This window comes from Streptomyces sp. V4I8 (assembly GCF_041261225.1).
GTDB lineage: Bacteria > Actinomycetota > Actinomycetes > Streptomycetales > Streptomycetaceae > Streptomyces.
The window spans coordinates 1,509,326-1,529,336 of sequence record NZ_JBGCCN010000001.1 but is presented as its reverse complement, the minus strand read 5'-3'; the positions used below and the strand labels follow the sequence as shown (position 1 = coordinate 1,529,336).

Below are 20,011 nucleotides of genomic sequence, written 5' to 3'. Positions count from 1 at the left end.
GGAGGGCGTGCGGGCGCCGTTCCCGCGGCCACCGCGCCGCCCTCGCGATCCTCGGAACGGCGGTCAGAGCATGTCCCGCATCCGTGTGATCTCGCTGGTCTGCTGGGCGACCACCTCGTCGGCCATCTCCTCGATCAGGATGTTGTTGCCCTGGCCCTTCACGTCCGTGGCCATGGTGATCGCCCCGTTGTGATGGGTGATCATCAGAGTGAGGAAGAGCTGGTCGAAGGCCTTCCCGTGCGCGGCGCGCAGTTTCGACAGCTGGGCCTCGGTCGCCATGCCAGGCATCGAACCGTGCTCGTGGCCGTCGCTCTTCTCGGCCTTGCCGTGGTTCTTCAGCCAGCCTTTCATGGTGGCGATCTCCGGTCCCTGCGCGGCGGCGATCCGCTGGGCGAGCTTTTGCACCTTCGTCGACTCGGCGCGCTCCGGGGCGAGTTCGGTCATCTCCAGGGCCTGGTTGTGGTGCTCGATCATCATCCGCGCGTAGGCGACATCCGCCGAGTTGGGGGAGTCGTCCTCGGCGCGCTGCCGTGCGGCCTCCTCGGCGGACAGCATCCGGTTCGACTCACCGGGCTTGCCCGGGGCGATCACCGAAGGCCCGCCTTCCGCAGCCGACTTGGGGTCGGAGTCGGAGTCGCAGCCACCGAGCACGAGCACGGCCACGGCGGCCAGTGAGGCCGTAACGCGGCGCGCCCGGCGGAGCGGCACCTTCGTTACATGTTCATGGCCTGCTCTTGAAATGCGCATGGTGAAGACCATACTCGGGCGTGCGTGAACCGTTCCAGTGTGAACGGCACGAGGGAGGAAAACAGTGACCCTGTTCAGCAATCCCCGAACGCGGCGCAGACGCACAGGAGTTGTCGTCGCCGCCGCCGGACTCCTCGCCGCGCTGCTCACCGCGCAGCCGGCTGCCGCGACCCCCGACCCGGGGGACGGCCCGGTCGCGGAGCAGGAGGTCTCCGAGAGCACCCGGGCCGAGGTGCGGAGCGCCCTCAAGGACGGCGAGATACCCGGCCAGGACGAGATCGTCCACTCCGACAACATCCAGCACCTGGCCAACGTCCCCAAGGACGTGCTCCAGGGCACGAATTCGGACCTCGCCTTCCAGGGCAGGTACGCCTTCGCGGGCAACTACGACGGCTTCCGCATCCTCGACATCAGCAACCCGACGGCGCCGCAGACCATCGCCCAGGTCCTGTGCCCCGGCTCGCAGAACGACATCTCCGTCTCCGGCGACCTGCTGTTCCTGTCCACCGACTCCTCGCGCAGCGACAGCAGTTGCAACAGCACCACCCAGCCGGCGACCGAGAAGTCCTCGTGGGAGGGCATGAAGGTCTTCGACATCAGCGACAAGAGGAACCCCCGGTACGTCGCCGCCGTCGAGACCGCCTGCGGCTCGCACACCCACACGCTGGTGCCCGAGCGCAGGAACGTCTACGTCTACGTCTCCTCGTACTCGCCGAGCGCCACCTACCCCGACTGCCGGCCCCCGCACGACGGCATCTCCGTCATCAAGGTGCCGCGCCACGCCCCCGAGAAGTCGGCGGTCGTGAGCTTCCCGGTGCTCTTCCCCGGCGAGGGCCCCGACGGCGGCGGCAACCCGGGCTCGCCCACCAACCCGGGAGTCTCCAAGACCACCGGCTGCCACGACATCACGGTCCTTCCGGAGAAGGAGCTGGCCGCCGGCGCCTGCATGGGGGACGGCATTCTGTTCTCCATCGAGGACCCGGAGCGCCCGAGGGTCATCGACCGGGTCCAGGACAACGTGAACTTCGCGTTCTGGCACTCGGCGACCTTCAACCAGAAGGCGAACAAGGTCGTCTTCACCGATGAGCTGGGCGGTGGCAGCGCGGCCACCTGCAACGCGGAGATCGGCCCGAACCGCGGTGCCGACGGCATCTACGACATCGTCGGCAAGGGTGACAAGCGCAAGCTCGTCTTCAAGAGCTACTTCAAGATCCCGCGCCACCAGGCGGACACCGAGAACTGTGTCGCCCACAACGGCTCGCTGATCCCGGTCAAGGGCAAGGACCTCATGGTCCAGGCCTGGTACCAGGGCGGCATCTCCGTATGGGACTTCACGGACTCGGCCAACCCGAAGGAGATCGCCTACTTCGACCGCGGCCCGCTGACCACGGACACGATCAGGTCGGGCGGCTCCTGGTCGGCGTACTACTACAACGGCTACATCTACTCGAACGAGATGGCCAGGGGCTTCGACGTCCTGAAGATCGACGACCGGCGCACGGCCCCGGCCCGCTGGGTCCACCTGCGCGAACTCAACGTCCAGACCCAGCCGGACTACTTCGACTGATCGTCCGGGCAGCCGGGTGAGGACCCGGTAGCGAAGAACCGCGACAGATCCGTGTCGCACGTCCCGCCGGTCGCGGCCACCGAGTCCGGCGGGACTCCCAGCTCCGGGTCGAGCCCGTAGCGCTTGAACAGCTCGGCCCGCAGCACCGGCACCGGCATCGGTACCCCGGGCACCAGCGCCGCGAAGACGGCGCCCATGAGCAGGGCGCGGAGCATCGGGTAGTCGGTGTCGACGTCCAGCGAGCCGTGCCGTACGCAGGTCTCCCGCAGCAGCTCGGCCAGGCGCCGCTGCTCCGGGCACTGCACAAAGCCCTCGGCCTGCAGCATCCCCGCCATGTGCTGGCGCATCAGCACGGGCCGGTCCCGGGCGAGGCCCAGGATCGCGTCGATGGCCCGGGCCATCCGCTCCCGGCCGTCCTCGGTCCTCGGCTCGCGCTCCAGCGCCTCCTCCAGCGTCCGGTGCATCAGCCGGTGCACGGCGGACTGCACGAGCCGGCGCTTGCCGGGGAAGTAGTACGACACCAGACCGCGCGCCGAGCCCGCCCGGTCCGCGATGTCCCCCAGCGTGGTCGCCTCGTAGCCCCGCTCGCTGACCAGCTCCACCGCCGCCTGCAGAAGCCGCTCCCGAGAACGCCGCCGCAACTCTTCATTGACCGAGGCGCTGCGCGGGGACATGCTGAAACTCCTGCGTTGACTGGCTGCCAGCCAACTATACTCAGCGGGTCCGGTCCGGCCTCGTACGGCCTGGTCGGGGTTGCCGTCTGTCCTGGACGACACGGGGGATCGTCCAGGGCGGGCCCGACCCCCCTGAATGGTGGCCGGAGGCTACTTGTTCTCCCGCTTCCCCTGCCGCGGATCGGCACCGTTCGCCCGAGAGGCGGCTCCCACTCCCACCAGGTCCAGCACCGGCCGCAGCGCGTCAGGCCGCTGTTCGGCCGGCAGATGGTCCACGAAATGCACCGCACAGCCCAGGGCCGCCGCACCGCCGTCGGCCCGCCGGTTGTCGCCGACCATGACCACGTCCCGCGGATCGGCGTCGAGCGCCGCACAGGCGACCGCGAACAGCCGCGGGTCCGGCTTCTGGACGCCGTGCTCGTAGGACAGCACATAGGTGTCCACGTACGGGTCGATGCCGTGCTCCCGGAACACCGGGCGCAGATCCCAGCCGATGTTGCTGACCACCCCGACGCCGATGCCGCGCTCGCGCAGCGTCCGCAGTACCTCGGCGGTGTCGGGGTACGGCATCCACGCGGCCGGTGCCATGTGGCGGTCGTAGAGCAGGTCGTGCAACCGCTCGTCGGGGAGCCGCACATGCCGGGAGAGCCCGGTGTAGGCGGCCCGGTGCAGCTCCGCGCTCTTGTCCCGCACGCCCCAGACGCTCGCGACGTCCTCGGGCAGCCAGGAGGGATCGACCCCGCCCGGTAGCGCCCCCATGGCCTCCAGTGCCAGCGCCGCCTCGGCCAAGTCGGCCTCGTCGAACTCCATTTGGGCCTCGGCGAGTGCTCCGCGCAGCCAGGACTCGGTGGACTCGACACGGAAGAGGGTTCCGGAAAAATCGAACAGAACTGCGGTCATGTCGCGGATCCTACGGGGGCCCCGGCGCACCGCGCGGGAAGAGTACGCGCCTGGTGCGGTGAGGCCGGCCGGGCTGCGGGTGGAGACCAAAGGGTGGTGAGCTCCGGCTTCGTTCAGCTCTGCCGTCGCATGTGCACGCCCACCGCCAGCACCACGACCAGCGCGCCCAGCAGCCAGCCGCCGACGACGTCCGTGGCCCAGTGGACGCCCAGCCACACCCTGGTCAGTCCGACGCCGGCCACGGAGATCGCGGCCACGGCGACGGCCGAGCGCCACAGGACGCGTCCGGCGCCATGGTGGTGCAGGAGCCACAGCAGGAGGCCGCAGACCACCGTCGCCGTCATGGCGTGGCCGGAGGGGAAGGCGGCGTAGTGGGCGGAGTCGACCGGGTCGGGCCAGACGGGGCGCGGGCGGTCGACCGCGGCCTTCAGGGTCTGCTGGGTCACCGAGGTGAGCAGACAGGTGGCCACCAGCCAAACGGCCGTCCAGCGCGCCGCCTTTCGCCAGACGAGCCAGATCGCGACCGCGAAGGTCAGGATGCGCATCGTCCACGGATCCCAGACCCAGTCCGTCAGGATGCGGAACGCGTGCGTGACGCCGGACTCGTCGACCGCCCAGCGGTGCGTGGTCTCCGCGACATCGCCGTCGAGGGTCATCAGCGGGTACCACCGGACCGCTACCAGGGCGAGCAGCAGCGTGGAGCCCAGAGCGAGGACACCGGCCCAGCGGGCGGTCCAGCGCTCGGCCTGCGGGCGGGGCGGGGATTCGACGGACTGGGTGTGCATACTGCGATCCTCGCCGAAAGACGGGGCGAGAGGCCAATGCCGGGGGTGGGTTTGCGACGCCTGCCACAGGAGAACCCGGCGGTTCCCCGGAGCGAACGCCACACTCACAGGGTGTCAGAGGGTCAGCAGCATGGCCACCATGGCGATCCCCATGGACAGCCGGCAGGCCCGCGCCAGCTCGGGACGGTCGCCCCAGCCGACGCCTCCGCCACCGCCCGTGACGGGCACCAGCCGGACGCCGGACAGCAGCACATAGCCCGTGAAGTACAGGAGCAGAGCGCCCGTCAGAAGCGGGATACCGGGATCGCCGTGCCCGCCGTGACCGCCGGGTGAGGCGGCCATCGCGACCGCCATGTAGACCATGGCCGACGCTCCCACCAGGTGATGCAGATGGTGCGCGCCCTCACGCGCCGACCACAGGGCGTGCAAGGCGGCCGCGCCGAACACGGCCGCGTAGGCCGGCCAGGCCCACGACGGCGGAGTGAACGCCGCGGCGGGCACCGCCATGGCGGCCATCCCGAAGCCCATCAGCGCCTCGCCGCCCGCGGCCCGGCGCTGCTCCTCGACGTGGCTGCGCATCCGCAGCAGACAGTAGGTCCCGGTCGCCGCACACAGCGCGACCAGCAGCCAGCCGGGCGAAGCCGGTCCGTGCACGCGCACCTCCCCGCTCGACGGTCTCGGACAGTGCGTCGATGCCCCGGCGGTCGGGCGCGCACGCGAGCGCAAGGGTGTACACGGGGAGCATTCGGCGGAGCACAGCAGGTCACGGCGGAGCGCGGCAGGTCACGGATATGCTTTACGAGTAAAACACTTGCTAAGGTGATGGCCATGAAACTGGTGACGGGTATGAGCGACCGCCTTCCGCCGGCCGGAGTGCTGCGCCTCGGCCGGCCCTCGGACATCTGGTTCAAGCCCGCCCTGAGCGTGGTCGTCGCCGTGGCACCGCCCAACCTCGCCCTGCTGATGCCGGGCCGGCTGGATCTGGCGATGTACACCATGGCCGGGTCCCTGTGCGCGCTCTACGCCCACCACCGCCCCTACGCGGCCCGGGCCCGCGCCCTGGCGTGGGTGGTGGTCGGCATGCTCGGCGGTCTCGCCACCGCGCTGGTCGCCGCCTCGCTCACCGGCGACGCCGTCGTGCTGGTCACCGTGGGCGCGGTGCTGGCCGCCGTACAGAAGGTGCTGTGCGACGCGACCCGCATCGGCCCGCCCGGCAACGTGGTCCTCACCTTCATCAGCTCCGCCGCCCTGTTCACCCCGCAGACACTCGCCCAGATCCCCGCTCACCTCGCGCTGGCCGCGGCGGCCGCCGCCTGGGCCTGGCTCGTCGGCATGGCACCCGGCCTGCTGCGTCCGCATGGTCCCGAGCGCCGGGCCACCGCGGGCGCCCTGAACGCGGCCGCCGCCTACGTCGAGATGGGCGGTACGGGCGATGCGAGCGGGGGCGGTACGGGGGACACGGGCGGCACAGGTGGTACGGGCGAGGATCGCGCCCGGGCCCACACCCTCGCCGTCACCGCCGTGCGGGCGGCCCGGCAGTCGCTGCTCTGCGCCGGCCGCCGTTCCGAGACCCGCGCCGCCCTCGAATGCCTCGTCGTCCGCGCCGAGGCCGCCCTGGCATCCCCCGCCGACGCCGACCCCGCGCCGCTGCGCGGCTGGGCCCGCCAGGTGTGCGGCACCCGCCCCGTCCCGGAGGTCGACGACCTCGCCGGCCCCACCGGCATCGGCACCGAACCCGCCTCTCCCTCCGCCCCGTTGTGGCGCCGCCTCGGCCCCCTCGCCCCGCTCGCCGTACGCACCGCCCTCGGCTGCGCCCTCGCCGGATACGCCTCCCTCGCGCTGGGCATCGGCCGCCCGTACTGGGCCCTGGTCACCGCGGCCTCCCTGTACCAGGTCACCCTCACCCTCACCTGGAGCCGTGGCGTCCAGCGCGTCGTCGGCAACCTGCTCGGCGTCCTCCTCTTCGCCGCGCTGGTCCCCGTCGCCCACACCGGCGAGGTCGCCCTGGTCCTGTGCTGCCTCGCGCTCAACTTCGGCGCCGAGGCGCTGATCGCCCGCAACTACTGGCTCGGCAGCGTCTGCGTGACACCCATGGCGCTGCTCGTCACCGAGTTCGCCGGGTTCCAGGAACCCGGGCGGCTGATCACCGAGCGGGTCGTGGACACGTTGGTCGGCGCGCTGGTCGGCCTGGTCGCCGCCGTGGCCGTACCCGACCGGCGGTGGCAGCGGGTCGTGCGCGCCGAGCGGACCGGACCCCGTACGCTCGCGGCCACGGGGCAGGGTCAGGGACCACGCCCGGACCAGCGCACAGGCGACACGACGGAGGGCGTACGGCCATGACGGGGACCAACGGCGGGCCGACCGGGACGAGACGGGACACGGTGGCCGCCGTGGTCCGGCAGTGGCAGACCGTCCACCCCGACCTCGACACCGCCCCGATGGAGATCATCGGCCGCATCAACCGCTGTGCCGCCCTCCTCCAACAGGCCGAGGACGCTCCGCTGCGCCGAGCGGGCCTCAGCCGCTCCGAGTTCGACCTGCTCGGCGCGCTGCGCCGCACCGGCCACGAGCTGACCCCCAGCGAACTCGCCCGCGAGACCTTCTCCTCGGGCGCCGCCGTCACCAAACGCCTCAAGCAGCTCACCGAGCGCGGCCTCGTGGAACGCAGGGGCGACAGCCGGGACCGCCGCGTCGCCCACGTCCGCCTCACGGACGCGGGCCGGGACCTGGTCGACGGCATCCTGCCCGAGCAACTCGCCTACGAGACATCCGTACTGTCCGGCCTCGCCCCGCAGCGACAGGGCGAACTAGCGGCCCTGCTGGGCGAGTTGCTCGGCGAGCTGGAGGGACGGCTGGGGGCGCCGCGCGGCTGACCCGACCCGGGTCCGGCACTTCGCCCCAGGGCCGTCCAGGGCCGTCACTTCTCGTCGGCCGCGCGGTACACGCCGAACATCGCCCCCTGGGGGTCCCGCAGCACGGCGATGCGCGGCCCGTCGGGGACGGAGGTGGGCTCCATGAGGACGGTGCCGCCCGCCTCCGTCGCGTCCGCCGCCGTGCTGTCCACGTCCGCCACGGCGAAGTACGGCAGCCAGTGCGCCGGCACCTCGTGCGGGAACTTGTCGTCCATCGTCACCATGCCGCCGAAGTCGGCGCCCTCGATGCCCCACTGCGTGTAGTGCTCCGAGGCGTTGACGCTCCAGCCGAACACCGTCGTGTAGAACTCCACGGCCCGCTCGGGCGCCCGGGTCAGCAACTCCACCCAGCCCAGCGCACCGGGTGCGCTGAGCAGCCCCGCGCCCGGGAACGACCGCGCCTGCCACAGCTGGAAGACCGCGCCCGTCGGGTCCACGGCCACCGCGAAGCGGCCCACGTCGAACACGTCCATCGGACCGACCAGCACCGTCCCGCCGGCCTCGGTCACCTGCGCGGCGGCGGCATCCGCGTCCCGCACCGCGAACGACACGTTCCACGCCACCGGCTGCCCCTCCTGGTACAGCGGCGTCAGCGCGGCCACCGCCGCGTCCCCGAGGTGCGCGATCGAGTAGCCGCCGGCCTCACTGCGCGGATCGGTCTCGGCACGCCAGCCGAACAACCCCTCGTAGAACCGCTTCGCCGCGGCCAGATCACTGGTGCCCAGCTCCGTCCAGCAGGGCCCGCCGGTCACCGGCTTGTCGAGCTTCATGGCGTTCCTCCCGCCGGAAAACCCCCCTCCAGCACGCTAAGCCCGGCGCCGGGCCCCGGCCATCCGGCCGGCGCAATCCTCTGGAGCCCGGCGCCGCCACCGACGTACCCTCGACCCCGTACCGCATCGCATGGCGGCCTCCCGACACCGTTCTCCGACCGGAGGTCCCGCATGCCCGCGCTCCAGGTGCGCCCGTTCCGCCGCGCCGACCGTGACCAGCTCACCGAACTGATCAACACGCATGTCGCCGCCGTCGTCCCCGGCGTCTCCGTCTCCGTCAACACCGTGCTCAGCGCTCTGGAGCGGCAGCCGGACGAGTTCCTCACCGACCCATGGGTCAGCGAGCGCGTGACCCTCGTCGCCGAGCAGCGCGACCATGTCGTGGCCGCGGCACATCTGCTGCGCTACCGGGCCGACGACGAGGTCGGCGCGGACTACCGGGACATCGGCGAGATCGACTGGTTCGTCTGCCGTCCCCCGGCCTCCTTCTGGCCGGACTCCGACCAGGCCGCGGAACTGCTGATGAACGCCTGCCTGGGCCAGCTGGCCCGCTGGCACGTACGCGCCCGGTACGCGAGCGGCGAGCTCCCCGCCCCGGCCGTCTACGGCCTGCCCCGCAACTGGCCGCACATCCGGGCCGTCTACGAGCGCGCGGGCTTCCGGCACACCGGGGACGCCGAGGTGATCCTGATCGCGCGGGTGGCCGACCTGCCGCTCCACGAGCCGCGCCCCGGTGTCACCGTCGACCGCACGCTGGGGGAGTGCGGCACACGCTTCACGGCGTACGCCGACGGACGCGCCCTCGGCTTCATCGAGGTCGACACCGCCCTGTCCCGCCCCGAACGCCACACGCGCGGCACGGGCCTCGCCGACCTCGGCAATCTGCACATCGACCCGGCGGCGCACGGAGACGGCCTGGAGCGCCGGCTGCTCGGCCAGGCCGCCGACTGGCTGCGACTGTGCGGCGTGGACCGCGTCCTCGCCTACGAGCCGGCCGACGACTGCACGATGCTCGACCACCTGACCTCGGCCGGGCTTCCGGGAGCTGACCCGCACCGACCGCGGCTGGGAACACCGCCCGGGGTGATTCAGATCCCCGGCCGGTAGCGCAGCGGATGATCCGCCGGCACCTCCACCAGTACGATCCGCGTCCCGTCCGGATCGGCGATCCACATCTCGATCAGCCCCCATGGCTCCTTCACCGGTGGCCGCACGATCTCGACGCCCTTGCCCCGCAGTTCGTCGTGCGCCGCCGCCACATCCGCGACCTGCATCCACAGCTGGACGGCGGGGGACGGCGGCGTCTCGGACCGGCCGGAGACCTCCAGGAAGGCACCGCCGAGGAAGTAGACGGTGCCGCGCTCCGGCCCCGTTCCGAACTCGCGGTAGACGGCCAGGCCCAGTCGTTCGCCGTAGAAGTCCCGGGAGCGCTCGGGGTCGGTGGGGCGGAGGAGAGTCCGTCCGCTCAGTACGTGCACCATGCAGCCGGATCCTAGTGGCGCGTTACGCTCAGCGGTGCCCGAGTCGTGCCCGAGAAGTGGAGAAGCACCCCCATGGACACAGCCGCGACCACCGCCGTCGGCGGACTCACCTTCCGCGACGCCACCGACGCCGACGTGGACACGCTGGTCGCGTTGATCGAGTCGGCCTACCGCGGAGACTCCAGCCGGACCGGGTGGACCACCGAGGCGGACATCCTCGAAGGCCAGCGGACCGACCCGGAGGGCGTGCTGCAGGTCATCAAGTCGCCCGACAGCCGGCTGCTCACCGTCGAGCGGGACGGGGCGGTCGTCGCCTGCTGCCAGCTGGAGCACCGCGGCGCTCACGCCTACTTCGGGATGTTCGCGGTCAGCCCCGCACTCCAGGGCGCCGGCCTCGGCAAGGTGATCATCGCGGAGGCGGAGCGGCGGGCCCGGGAGGCCTGGGGTGCGACCGAGATGCACATGACCGTGATCTCCGTACGGAACGACCTGATCGCCTGGTACGAGCGGCGCGGCTACCGCCGCACGGGACGGATGACCCCGTTCCCGTACGGCGACGAGCGCTTCGGCATTCCGCAGCGCGACGACCTGCAGTTCGAGCTGTTGGTCAAGGAACTGGTGTGACGTTCATGCCGTGAAGCGGATTCATGCCGTGCAGCGGGTTCACGCGGTGCAGCGGGTTCACGCGGTGAAGCGGGTTCACGCGGTGAAGCGGCCGGTGCGCTTGATCTCCGGATAGTCGGTGGTCGCGCCGTCCAGTTCCAGGGCCCGTACGAGACGCAGGTGGTCCTGGGTGTTGACCACCCAGCCGATGATCCGGAGGTCCGCCTTGCGGGCCCGCTCCACGACCTCCAGGGTGAGGCGGCGGATGTTCAGGCAGACGGTCGCGGCGCCGACCGCGACCGCGCGGTCCACGATGTCGGTGCCGTAGCGGCTGGCGATCAGCGCGGTCCGCACCCCGGGCACGAGGCGGGCGATCTCGGCGACGGCTTCGTCGTGGAACGAGGACACCTCGACCCGGGAGACCAGGTCCCGTTTGGTCATCACCTCGGCGAGTGCCCGGGCCGCCGCGACATCCTTGATCTCGGCCTGGAGCGGCGACTTCACGGCGTCCAGGACTTCCTCGAAGACGGGGACGCGCTCGCCGCGGCCCGCGTCCAGGGCGCGCAGCTCGGCGAGTGTCTTGTCGGCGATCGCGCCGGCGCCGTCGGTCGTGCGGTCCACGTCGGTGTCGTGCATGACGACGAGGGCGCCGTCCTTGCTCAGGTGGAGATCGAGTTCGATGACGTCGAGGCCGGCCTGCTGGGCGGCGACGAAGGAACGGAGGGTGTTCTCGGGTTCGACACCCATGACCCCGCGGTGACCGATGGTAAGGAAGTTCAAGGTTCAACTCGCTTCCGTCGACGGCGGCTCGGCACTCGCGCAAACCGGAGCGGAGTGTTCGCGCGGCAGATCCGCAGCCTAGTGGCCCGGGCGCGTGATGAACCCCACGTGTACCCAGGGTTCGCGCCAGTGGACATGGCGTACCTGGCGCGCATGCCCCGAGGTGGTCACCCTGGCGTGGGCGAGTCCTGCGGGGATTGACCGACTCCGGCGGGCGGCCCCGCTGTCCGGCCTCCCGTATGCCCAGGTGCGCCCGAAGCATGCGCTGTCCGGATGACCGACAGGAAAAAGTGCGGTGACCATGGGAGTGTGCAGGATAATTTCCCGAAGCTCCTCTTGCTGGGAGGAACCTCGTGTGTATACGGTCTCCATACGCGAGGTTCTCCCGTGGAGGATGGGACATGACGGAAATTCTTGTGCAGGCGGCTTCGGGGGAGCAGATTCCTCCCGCGACCAGGGTGGTGGAGCACCCGGCGTGGCCGGTGCTCAAGGATGCCGTGGAGCAGATCCGGCCATGGCAGTCCAAGGACGGGTCGATCGACTTCGGCGCCGAGGGCGCGCCCGAGCGCGCGGACGCCGAGGCCGCCGTACGGCGTGTCGTGGCGGCCGTCGAGGAGCTCTCCCCGCTGCTGCCCCACGACGCCGCGTACCACCAGGCCCTTATCAAGGACCTGAGCCGCTGGGCCGAGGGCGGCTTCGAGGTGCCCGACTTCCTCGACTCGCTGCTGGCCTTCCAGCCCGCCGCGGGCCGTGCGGACGGCCTCCAGCACCTGGTCGTCTTCGCGATGTACACGCAGAACGGCAACCCCGACCGCAACCTCGAAGCGGTCGTGCTGCGCATGGTCTGGCCGGACTGGCTGGCCGAGCTGGAGCGCACCCGCTACGACAACCCGCTGTTCTGCGGCATCAAGTTCGAGGACTTCACGGCCGGCTACGACACCAACTCCGCCGTGCTCTTCCCCGAGACGATCGCCGTGCGCGAGGCCCCCGAGCGCTTCAGCTGGGGCGGTATCTTCTGCGACCGCGAGGCCGCCCGCTTCCGCCGTGTCACCGACGCCGCCGTCGACATCCTGGGCCTGGAGCTGCCCGAGGACATCGCCGCGATGGTCCACGACCAGAAGCGCTGCGAGGAGGCCTTCGTGCTGTGGGACATGGTCCACGACCGCACCCACAGCCACGGCGACCTGCCGTTCGACCCGTTCATGATCAAGCAGCGCCAGCCGTTCTGGATGTACGGCCTGGAAGAGCTGCGCTGTGACCTCACCGCCTTCAAGGAGGCCGTGAAGCTCCAGGCGGACGGCGTCCCGCAGGCCCGTGACGTGCAGTACGCGGTGCTGTTCGACCGGATGTTCCGCTTCCCGGTCACCGGTGAGCGGGTGCGCAACTACGACGGCCTGGGCGGTCAGCTCCTCTTCGCCTACCTGCACAAGCACGACGTCCTCCGCTGGACCGACAACAAGCTCGACATCGACTGGGAGCGCGCTCCGCAGGTCACCAACCAGCTGTGCGCCGAGATCGAGACGCTGTACCGCGACGGCATCGACCGCCCGAAGCTCGTCCACTGGTTCGCCGGCTACGAGCTCGTCTCCGCCTACCTCGCCCCGCACCCGGGCTCCCGCTGGGCCAAGGGCCCGGACGCCCTGGACCTGACCCAGCCGCCGCGCAAGCTCGTGGATGACGTGCTTCCGGACGAGTTTCCGCTGAGCATGTTCTATGAGGCCCTGTCCAAGAAGCTGAAGAACGTGATCGCCTCCACCAAGGGCATCACGGCGGACAGCGCCGAGCGGATCGCCGCGTGAGCGACCGCGGTACCCAGAACACTGCTCAGGAGGCGAAGAACATGGCGGGGAACGGAGCTCTCAGCGGTGCGGTGATCGCGGTGGCCGGCGCGGGCGGACCCGCGGGCCGGGCGGCGCTACTGCGGCTGGCGGAGGCGGGGGCGACCGTCGCCGCCGCCGACAACGATCCCGAGCGGCTCGCGGAGGCCGTGGACGCGGCCCGCTACGCGTCGGGCGGCGCGACCGTCACCGGCGAACCCGTGGACCTGCTCGACCTGCAGTCCACCCGTGACTGGGCCGACCACATCGAGAAGGACTTCGGCCGTGTCGACGGCCTGGTCCACCTCGTGGGCGGCTGGCGCGGCAGCGAGACCTTCATCAAGACCAGCCTCGACGACTGGGACTTCCTGGAGCTGCTGCTGATCCGCACCGTGCAGCACACCTCGCTGGCCTTCTACGAGGCCCTGCAGCGCAGCGACCGCGGACGGTATCTGCTGATCAGCGCCGCCGGCGCCTCGAAGCCGACCGCGGGCAACGCCTCGTACGCCGCCGCCAAGGCGGCCGCCGAGGCATGGACGCTCGCGCTGGCCGACGCCTTCCGCAAGGCCGGGGGCCCGGAGGGACCGACGTCCGCGGCTGCCATCCTGGTGGTGAAGGCGCTGGTGCACGACGCGATGCGCGCCGAGCGACCCAACGCGAAGTTCGCGGGCTTCACGGACGTCAAGGACCTGGCCGACGCCGTCGTCGACGTCTGGGACAAGCCTGCCGCCGAAGTGAACGGAAACCGCCTGTGGCTGACCGAGAAGCCGTGAACCCTCCGAAGACCGACGCCCGTCGCCACCACGACCCGGACGTCCGCGGCTTCGCCAGTGACAACTACGCCGGCGCCCACCCGGAGGTGCTCGCCGCCCTGGCCCTGGCCAACGGCGGGCACCAGGTGGCGTACGGCGAGGACGACTACACCGAGAACCTCCAGCGGATCGTCCGCAGCCACTTCGGCGCCACGGCCGAGGCATTCCCGGTCTTCAACGGCACCGGCGCCAACGTCGTCGCGCTCCAGGCCGTCACCGACCGCTGGGGCGCGGTGATCTGCGCCGAGAGCGCGCACATCCACGTCGACGAGGGCGGCGCCCCCGAGCGGATGGGCGGCCTGAAGCTGCTCACCGTGCCCACCCCCGACGGCAAGCTCACCCCGGAGCTGATCGACCGGCAGGCGTATGGCTGGGAGGACGAGCACCGGGCCATGCCCCAGGTCGTCTCGATCACCCAGAGCACCGAACTCGGCACCCTCTACACGCCGGACGAGATCCGCGCGATCTGCGACCACGCCCACGCGCACGGCATGAAGGTGCACCTGGACGGCTCCCGGATAGCCAACGCGGCCGCCGCCCTGAACGTGCCCATGCGGACGTTCACCAACGCGGTCGGTGTCGACATCCTCTCCCTCGGCGGCACGAAGAACGGTGCCCTGTTCGGGGAGGCGGTCGTCGTCCTCAACCAGGACGCCGTCAGCCACATGAAGCACCTGCGCAAGCTGTCCATGCAGCTCGCCTCCAAGATGCGCTTCGTGTCCGTGCAGTTGGAGGCCCTGCTCGCCAAGGACCTGTGGCTGCGCAACGCCCGGCACGCCAACGAGATGGCCCAACGGCTCGCCGAGGGCGTGCGCGCCGTGCACGGTGTGGAGATCCTCTACCCGGTGCAGGCCAACGGCGTGTTCGCCAAGCTCCCGCACGACGTGAGCGAGCGCCTGCAGAAGAAGTTCCGGTTCTACTTCTGGGACGAGGCGGCGGGCGTCGTCCGCTGGATGTGCGCCTTCGACACGACCGAGGACGACGTGGACGCGTTCGTGGCGGCGCTCAAGGAGGAGATGGCGCGCTAGCCATCCCCTCCTCGCGGTAGCCCGCCCCGGGTTCAGCCGTTGACGACGATCCGCGCGCTGTTGTTGCGCAGGTTCGGGTCGAACTTCCTGATGGACAGCTCCGGGTCGTCGTTGAGGGTCTCGACGGTGGTGCGTGCCCCGCGCACCACCTTGTCGATCCGCAGCCGCACCTCGAAGGTGTGGGACGCCTTGTCGTGCAGGTAGATCGGCGTCCGGCAGAAGTAGGTCGTGACGGCCGGCCCCTCTTCGGACGGCGGCAGGTCCCAGCAGTCCTCCTCCGTCCCGCCGACGACCGTGGTGCCCTCGGGCGCCTGGAACCGCACCGTGGCGACGGCCGCGCCCGCACCCAGCGACGCCACCCACGCCGGGCCGCGGTTGTGGACGGTGAAGCGCGCGGTCACGGTGTCCCCGGCGGCCCCCCGCACCTTGCTGCCGGTGAGCTTCAGGTCGGCGGTGTTCCTGGCGTCGAGCATGACGGCCCGGTAGTTGTCCGACAGATCGAGGTCCTCGCCCCCGGCGGCGGCCCGCCGCGCCGCCATGGGGCGCAGGTCCAGCTCGGGGCCCGTGCCCGGGGTCCACGTCTCCCCGCCGCGCGCCTCTTCGAGTGCCTCGTCCGAATACGGCAGTACGGAGTGGTCGAACCGCTCGTACAGCGCCTTCCGCCCCACCCGCAGAGCGCTCGTCAGCTCGTACCGCTCGCCCGGCGCCACCGCCTCGTCCAGCACGCACAGCGCGGACGTACCGGTGGCGTGGTCCCGGTACTCGCAGTTGGAGTTCCGCTCCCTGAACCGCAGCCCGTAGGACGCGTTGACCCACAACAGCGTACGGTCCACGGCGCGGCTGCCGTTGTTGCCGACCGTCGCCCGCACCCGGGTGTTCGTGCCGGGCCTGAGGTCGCGCTGGTACTCGGCCTGGCTGAGCCCGAGATCCGGTCCGTCGCCCACGCTGATGAGGGTCTCCGCCGGGTAGGCCGTCAGTTCCCCGGCGGCGGCCGAGTAGCGCACATACCCGGACGCGTCGAGTTCCGCGTCCGGCGACGCGCGAAGCCCCAGCAGAGCGGCCGTCACGCTGTCCGTCCCGGCCGGCATCGCCGCGAAGTCGCAGACCGCCTTGACCGCGGACTCGGGCACGCAGTTCGCGGGCCACGACACCTGAGCGAAGGCGGCGATCTCGCTCGCGTCCACCGTCAGTCGGCCCGCCGGCACCCCGTTCTCGGTGTTGTCGTGGGTGACCCGCACCTCAAGGGTCCGCTCGGACGCGCCGCCCTCCGCGTCCGGCACGGGCAGAACGGTCTCGGACGGCACGCTGATCCACAGCTGGTCGGACGCGGCATGCGCGGGCCCGGCCCCGACCGCGGTCAGGGCACAGCAGGCGAGCGCGGCTCCCAGCAGGCGATGCTTCATGAGTTCCCCCTCGTCGATTCGCGGTCGGTGGCCGAGACCCGCGAGAGGGGGGAGGGGTTGTGGTCGGGGGTGGGGTTGCGGCGATGTTCAGCCGTTCTTGGCACTCATGGGCATCGGTCCGGCAGCGCCCTCAGAGGCGCGGGCCCCCGGCCCTACCCGGCGGAGCGGTCCGCCTCGCGCACCTGCTCCGGCGTGGGAGCCGTGCCACCCAGGTGGGCCGGCATCCACCAGGTGTCACCGGCGTCCTTGGGGCGCACCGGATAGGCACGCTGTGCGGCCTCCAGAAGCTCCTGGACGCGCTCGCGCAGCTGCCGGGTGATCGCACCGGCGTACTTGTCCTTGGAGGCCTCGATCGCCTCGCCGACCCGGATCGTGATCGGGGTGTGGCTGCGCTTGAAGTTGCGCGGGTGGCCCTTGGTCCACAGGCGCTGCGTGCCCCACACGGCCATCGGGATCAGCGGCACGCCGGCCTCCTGGGCCAGCCGGGCGGCGCCCGACTTGAAGCTCTTCAGCGTGAACGACTGCGAGATCGTGGCCTCCGGGAAGACTCCGACGATCTCGCCGGAGCGCAGCGAGTCCAGCGCGTGGGCGTACGCCGCCTCACCCTGCCTGCGGTCCACGGGGATGTGCTTCATACCGCGCATCAGCGGCCCGGAGATCTTGTGCCGGAACACGGACTCCTTCGCCATGAAGCGGACGAGGCGCTTCTGCGGGAGCGCCGCCAGGCCGTTGAAGACGAAGTCCAGATAGCTGATGTGGTTGCTCACCAGCACAGCGCCGCCCGAGCGTGGAATGTTCTCCGACCCCTTGCAGTCGATCTTGAGGTCCCACGCCTTGAACAACGTCTGGGCGAAACCGACGACGGGACGGTAGACAAGCTCTGCCATGGACGGGGTGGACCCTTCCTCCTGCGCCTGGGAAGGAAGCTCCCAGTGTGAAAGTTACGCAGCCGTAGGTTTACGGCATGTCGCAGATCGTGCCCCAAGAACGGCCGAGGGCCAAGCCCAAGTGCCGGGGAATGGCGAGATTCTCGTCACGTCGGCCCCTTGATCCACCTCGGTCTTTTGTGCCGCCTTTACCCGGCGCGCACCGTCAACCGCCGCACGAGCAGGTACATCTCGCAGCCCAGGCAGTATCCGAAGACGGCGTTCAGGAAGGCGGCCGCGAGCGCGGCCCCGGTGGCGGCGAGTCCCAGCCAGTCCGGCCCGAGCGTGTAGCCGACCAGCCCGAGGCCCGCGAAGACCAGCCCCACCGCCTGCGCGAACCGTGGCGGTTCCGGTGCCTCGAACTCGCTCGGCGGTCCGATCCTGGGGCGTACGGCCCTGCGGAACAGCACGCCGTACGGCGAACGGCTCACCCCGCCCGCCGCGCCCAGCGCGAACGCCAGCGTCTGCCAGGCCAGCAGCCAGGCGCTCCCGGTGACCAGGACGACCGCCAGCACCACGGTCGTCACGGCCGCCCCGAAGCGCGGCCCCCTCACGTCGATGTCCATGAATCAAGCATTCCGCAACGGAAAGACTTAAGGGGCTCGGGAATCTTTGCAGTCTTGTGAAGGGTTGAGGACGGTGATGACCGGACTCGTGGTGTGCGTGGCGGTGCTCGTGGTGGCGAGCGCCTACGGAGTGCTGCATCGGCGGCGGAGCGGGAGAGTACGGGTGCGCGGGCGGGACGACGGAAAGCGGCTCGTGGCGGCCGAGTTGGGCGGGGAGTTGGGTGCGCGGGCCACCCTCGTGCAGTTCTCGAGCGCCTTCTGCGCGCCCTGCCGGGCCACCCGGCGGGTGCTCGGCGAGGTGGCCGGCATGGTCCCCGGCGTGACCCACGTCGAGATCGACGCCGAGGACCACCTGGACCTCGTACGCCGTCTCGACATCCTCAAGACGCCGACCGTGCTGGTCCTCGACGCCGACGGAAACGTCGTACGGCGGGCCACCGGTCAGCCGCGCAAGGCGGATGTGATCGCGGCCCTGGGTGAAGCGGTCTGAGGGGCCGTGATGCCGAAGGTGAGTCATCTCCCACATCCCGGAACACACTTGACTGTGCGCACCACCTATCGTCAGCCTGACCTGATGCCTGAGGAACTCCTTCTCTTCGGACGGGCCCACGTCGATCTGGCCCGCACCGCGAGCGCGTGCTGTCCGGGCTGTTGAACAGCCACGGGCCCGCACACTTCCCCTCGCAGAAGGACAGCTCCATGACGGCCACATCCGGCCTCGGCACCCCTCAGCTCGCCTCTCCCGATCTGCTCCGCTCCGTCTTCCGGCGCCATGCCGCCGGAGTGGCCGTGATCACCGCCCGCGGTGCGGCGGGCCCGGTCGGCTTCACCGCCACCTCCCTGACCTCCGTCTCCGCCGAGCCCCCGATGCTCTCCTTCGGTATCGGCACCGGCGCCTCCAGCTGGCCGGCGGTAGCCGCCGCGGACCACGTCGGTGTCCACATACTCGGCGAGCACCAGCAGGACCTGGCCGCCACCTTCGCCCGCAGCGGCGCCGACCGCTTCGGTCCGCCCACGGCCTGGGGCGAGGGCCCCGAAGGTGTCCCCGTCCTCGACGACGTGCTCGCCTGGATGGTGTGCCGGGTCGTGGGACGCGTACCCGCCGGTGATCACCGCATCGTGCTGGCCGAGGTCGTCCTGGGTGACTCCAACGGTCCCGGGCGTCCACTGGTGTACCACCAGGGCCGCTTCAACGGCCTGCGTGACTGAGCTCACCGGACCGATGTGACGGAACCGGCCCTCCGCTGTTCTGCGAAGGCGTCGGTTTCCGATTACGCTGCGTTGCAAAGGTCACAGTTCAAAGCGCTTGCTTAGCGGGGGCGAACTGGGTGTACTGACGAGTAATATTTCGGTCGGAGCGCGGGTCGCCCCGATCGGGATCGGCCGCTTGGGGCGCCTATGCTGCCTGCAAGTAGGCAGCAGAGAAATGTCGACGCAGTAGGAGAGCCGGCGTGAGCTTGAGGATCGTTGTCACCGTGAAGTACGTGCCCGACGCCACTGGCGACCGGCACTTCGCCGATGACCTGACCGTCGACCGGGACGACGTGGACGGTCTGCTCTCCGAGCTCGACGAGTACGCGGTCGAGCAGGCGCTGCAGATCTCCGAGAACTCCGACGACGACGTGGAGATCACCGTTCTGACGGTGGGTCCGGAGGACGCCAAGGACGCGCTGCGCAAGGCGCTGTCCATGGGCGCCGACAAGGCCGTCCACGTCGAGGACGACGACCTGCACGGCACCGACGCCCTGGGTACCTCGCTGGTGCTGGCCAAGGCGATCGAGAAGGCCGGCTACGACCTGGTGATCTCCGGCATGGCCTCCACCGACGGCACCATGGGTGTCGTACCGGCCCTGCTGGCGGAGCGTCTGGGCGTCCCGCAGGTCACCCTGCTGTCCGAGGTCTCGGTCGAGGACGGCACGGTCAAGGGCCGCCGGGACGGCGACGCCGCCTCGGAGAACCTGGAGGCGTCCCTGCCGGCGGTCGTGTCGGTCACCGACCAGTCGGGCGAGGCGCGCTACCCGTCCTTCAAGGGCATCATGGCCGCCAAGAAGAAGCCGGTTCAGTCCTGGGACCTGTCCGACCTCGACATCGAGGCGGAGGAGGTCGGCCTGGAGGGTGCGTACACCGTCGTGGACGGCGCGGCCGAGCGTCCGGCCCGTACCGCCGGCACGATCGTCAAGGACGAGGGCGAGGGCGGCAAGCAGCTCGCCGAGTTCCTCGCGAGCCAGAAGTTCATCTAA

General features: G+C 70.8%; 22 protein-coding genes. 11 read left to right on the top strand and 11 right to left on the bottom strand.

The window, feature by feature from the left end:
* Positions 1 to 63 precede the first annotated feature (63 nt).
* A complete protein-coding gene (locus tag ABIE67_RS06910) occupies positions 64 to 747 on the bottom strand; it encodes a DUF305 domain-containing protein (RefSeq protein WP_370255010.1) in 684 nt (227 codons plus the stop codon).
* 64 nt (positions 748 to 811) lie between these two features.
* On the opposite strand from ABIE67_RS06910, the gene ABIE67_RS06905 reads away from it, so the two are divergent.
* A complete protein-coding gene (locus ABIE67_RS06905) occupies positions 812 to 2,314 on the top strand; it encodes an LVIVD repeat-containing protein (protein WP_370255005.1) in 1,503 nt (500 codons plus the stop codon).
* Here ABIE67_RS06905 and ABIE67_RS06900 read toward each other — a convergent pair.
* The 4 genes from ABIE67_RS06900 to ABIE67_RS06885 form a co-directional block, all read right to left on the bottom strand.
* A complete protein-coding gene (locus ABIE67_RS06900; RefSeq protein WP_370255001.1) occupies positions 2,302 to 2,988 on the bottom strand; it encodes a TetR/AcrR family transcriptional regulator in 687 nt (228 codons plus the stop codon). The genes ABIE67_RS06905 and ABIE67_RS06900 overlap by 13 nt on opposite strands.
* Before the next feature lie 150 nt (positions 2,989 to 3,138).
* Complete coding sequence (locus tag ABIE67_RS06895) at positions 3,139 to 3,888, bottom strand: HAD family hydrolase (RefSeq protein ID WP_370254996.1); 750 nt, start codon at positions 3,886 to 3,888, stop codon at positions 3,139 to 3,141.
* 113 nt (positions 3,889 to 4,001) lie between these two features.
* Positions 4,002 to 4,673 (bottom strand): phosphatase PAP2 family protein, encoded by a 672-nt coding sequence (locus ABIE67_RS06890; RefSeq protein WP_370254991.1) that lies wholly within the window; start codon positions 4,671 to 4,673, stop codon positions 4,002 to 4,004.
* 114 nt (positions 4,674 to 4,787) lie between these two features.
* Complete coding sequence (locus ABIE67_RS06885; protein WP_370254988.1) at positions 4,788 to 5,327, bottom strand: DUF5134 domain-containing protein; 540 nt, start codon at positions 5,325 to 5,327, stop codon at positions 4,788 to 4,790.
* A gap of 174 nt (positions 5,328 to 5,501) precedes the next feature.
* On the opposite strand from ABIE67_RS06885, the gene ABIE67_RS06880 reads away from it, so the two are divergent.
* Positions 5,502 to 7,013, top strand: a complete 1,512-nt coding sequence (locus ABIE67_RS06880) for an FUSC family protein (RefSeq protein ID WP_370254984.1) — start codon at positions 5,502 to 5,504, stop codon at positions 7,011 to 7,013.
* On the top strand, positions 7,010 to 7,546 hold the full coding sequence (locus ABIE67_RS06875) for a MarR family winged helix-turn-helix transcriptional regulator (protein ID WP_370254979.1): 537 nt from the start codon (positions 7,010 to 7,012) through the stop codon (positions 7,544 to 7,546). The genes ABIE67_RS06880 and ABIE67_RS06875 overlap by 4 nt, the downstream gene beginning before the upstream one ends.
* Positions 7,547 to 7,590: 44 nt before the next feature.
* Here ABIE67_RS06875 and ABIE67_RS06870 read toward each other — a convergent pair whose 3' ends face one another.
* Positions 7,591 to 8,355, bottom strand: a complete 765-nt coding sequence (locus tag ABIE67_RS06870) for a VOC family protein (protein ID WP_370254975.1) — start codon at positions 8,353 to 8,355, stop codon at positions 7,591 to 7,593.
* A 171-nt stretch (positions 8,356 to 8,526) separates the two neighbouring features.
* On the opposite strand from ABIE67_RS06870, the gene ABIE67_RS06865 reads away from it, so the two are divergent.
* Positions 8,527 to 9,462 carry an N-acetyltransferase gene (locus ABIE67_RS06865; RefSeq protein ID WP_370254970.1) on the top strand — a complete coding sequence of 312 codons (936 nt, stop codon included), beginning with the start codon at positions 8,527 to 8,529 and terminating at the stop codon, positions 9,460 to 9,462.
* Here the strand turns inward: ABIE67_RS06865 and ABIE67_RS06860 are convergent.
* The gene (locus ABIE67_RS06860) at positions 9,444 to 9,836 is read right to left on the bottom strand and encodes a VOC family protein (protein WP_370254965.1); all 393 of its coding nucleotides are present in this window, start codon (positions 9,834 to 9,836) and stop codon (positions 9,444 to 9,446) included. The genes ABIE67_RS06865 and ABIE67_RS06860 overlap by 19 nt on opposite strands.
* Positions 9,837 to 9,908: 72 nt before the next feature.
* Here ABIE67_RS06860 and ABIE67_RS06855 point away from each other — a divergent pair, with 72 nt between their 5' ends.
* Positions 9,909 to 10,460 carry a GNAT family N-acetyltransferase gene (locus ABIE67_RS06855; protein ID WP_370254960.1) on the top strand — a complete coding sequence of 184 codons (552 nt, stop codon included), beginning with the start codon at positions 9,909 to 9,911 and terminating at the stop codon, positions 10,458 to 10,460.
* A 75-nt stretch (positions 10,461 to 10,535) separates the two neighbouring features.
* On the opposite strand, the gene ABIE67_RS06850 is transcribed toward ABIE67_RS06855, so the two are convergent.
* A complete protein-coding gene (locus ABIE67_RS06850; RefSeq protein ID WP_370254956.1) occupies positions 10,536 to 11,219 on the bottom strand; it encodes a glycerophosphodiester phosphodiesterase in 684 nt (227 codons plus the stop codon).
* Positions 11,220 to 11,620: 401 nt separating this feature from the next.
* On the opposite strand from ABIE67_RS06850, the gene ABIE67_RS06845 reads away from it, so the two are divergent.
* Genes ABIE67_RS06845 through ABIE67_RS06835 form a run of 3 tightly spaced genes read left to right on the top strand, consistent with a single transcriptional unit; the run spans position 11,621 to position 14,876 of the window.
* Complete coding sequence (locus ABIE67_RS06845) at positions 11,621 to 13,018, top strand: DUF6421 family protein (RefSeq protein WP_370254951.1); 1,398 nt, start codon at positions 11,621 to 11,623, stop codon at positions 13,016 to 13,018.
* A gap of 41 nt (positions 13,019 to 13,059) precedes the next feature.
* Positions 13,060 to 13,809: an SDR family NAD(P)-dependent oxidoreductase gene (locus tag ABIE67_RS06840; RefSeq protein ID WP_370268287.1), complete on the top strand. Its 750-nt coding sequence runs from the start codon at positions 13,060 to 13,062 to the stop codon at positions 13,807 to 13,809.
* Positions 13,806 to 14,876 (top strand): low specificity L-threonine aldolase, encoded by a 1,071-nt coding sequence (locus ABIE67_RS06835; RefSeq protein ID WP_370254949.1) that lies wholly within the window; start codon positions 13,806 to 13,808, stop codon positions 14,874 to 14,876. Before ABIE67_RS06840 ends, ABIE67_RS06835 begins: the two co-directional genes overlap by 4 nt.
* 32 nt (positions 14,877 to 14,908) lie before the next feature.
* Here the strand turns inward: ABIE67_RS06835 and ABIE67_RS06830 are convergent, their stop codons facing one another.
* The 3 genes from ABIE67_RS06830 to ABIE67_RS06820 all read right to left on the bottom strand — a co-directional run bounded on the left by ABIE67_RS06830 (position 14,909) and on the right by ABIE67_RS06820 (position 17,771).
* Positions 14,909 to 16,279, bottom strand: a complete 1,371-nt coding sequence (locus ABIE67_RS06830) for a hypothetical protein (protein WP_370254945.1) — start codon at positions 16,277 to 16,279, stop codon at positions 14,909 to 14,911.
* A gap of 152 nt (positions 16,280 to 16,431) precedes the next feature.
* The gene (locus ABIE67_RS06825; RefSeq protein WP_370254940.1) at positions 16,432 to 17,166 is read right to left on the bottom strand and encodes a lysophospholipid acyltransferase family protein; all 735 of its coding nucleotides are present in this window, start codon (positions 17,164 to 17,166) and stop codon (positions 16,432 to 16,434) included.
* 188 nt (positions 17,167 to 17,354) lie between these two features.
* Entirely contained in the window at positions 17,355 to 17,771 is a 417-nt protein-coding gene (locus ABIE67_RS06820; protein WP_370254936.1) for a DUF4395 domain-containing protein, read from the bottom strand.
* A gap of 76 nt (positions 17,772 to 17,847) precedes the next feature.
* Between ABIE67_RS06820 and ABIE67_RS06815 the strand changes: the two genes are divergently transcribed.
* The 3 genes from ABIE67_RS06815 (at position 17,848) to ABIE67_RS06805 (ending at position 20,011) form a co-directional block, all read left to right on the top strand.
* A complete protein-coding gene (locus tag ABIE67_RS06815) occupies positions 17,848 to 18,261 on the top strand; it encodes a TlpA family protein disulfide reductase (protein WP_370254932.1) in 414 nt (137 codons plus the stop codon).
* 209 nt (positions 18,262 to 18,470) lie between these two features.
* The gene (locus ABIE67_RS06810; protein WP_370254928.1) at positions 18,471 to 18,980 is read left to right on the top strand and encodes a flavin reductase family protein; all 510 of its coding nucleotides are present in this window, start codon (positions 18,471 to 18,473) and stop codon (positions 18,978 to 18,980) included.
* Between the two features lie 242 nt (positions 18,981 to 19,222).
* Entirely contained in the window at positions 19,223 to 20,011 is a 789-nt protein-coding gene (locus tag ABIE67_RS06805) for an electron transfer flavoprotein subunit beta (protein WP_370254922.1), read from the top strand.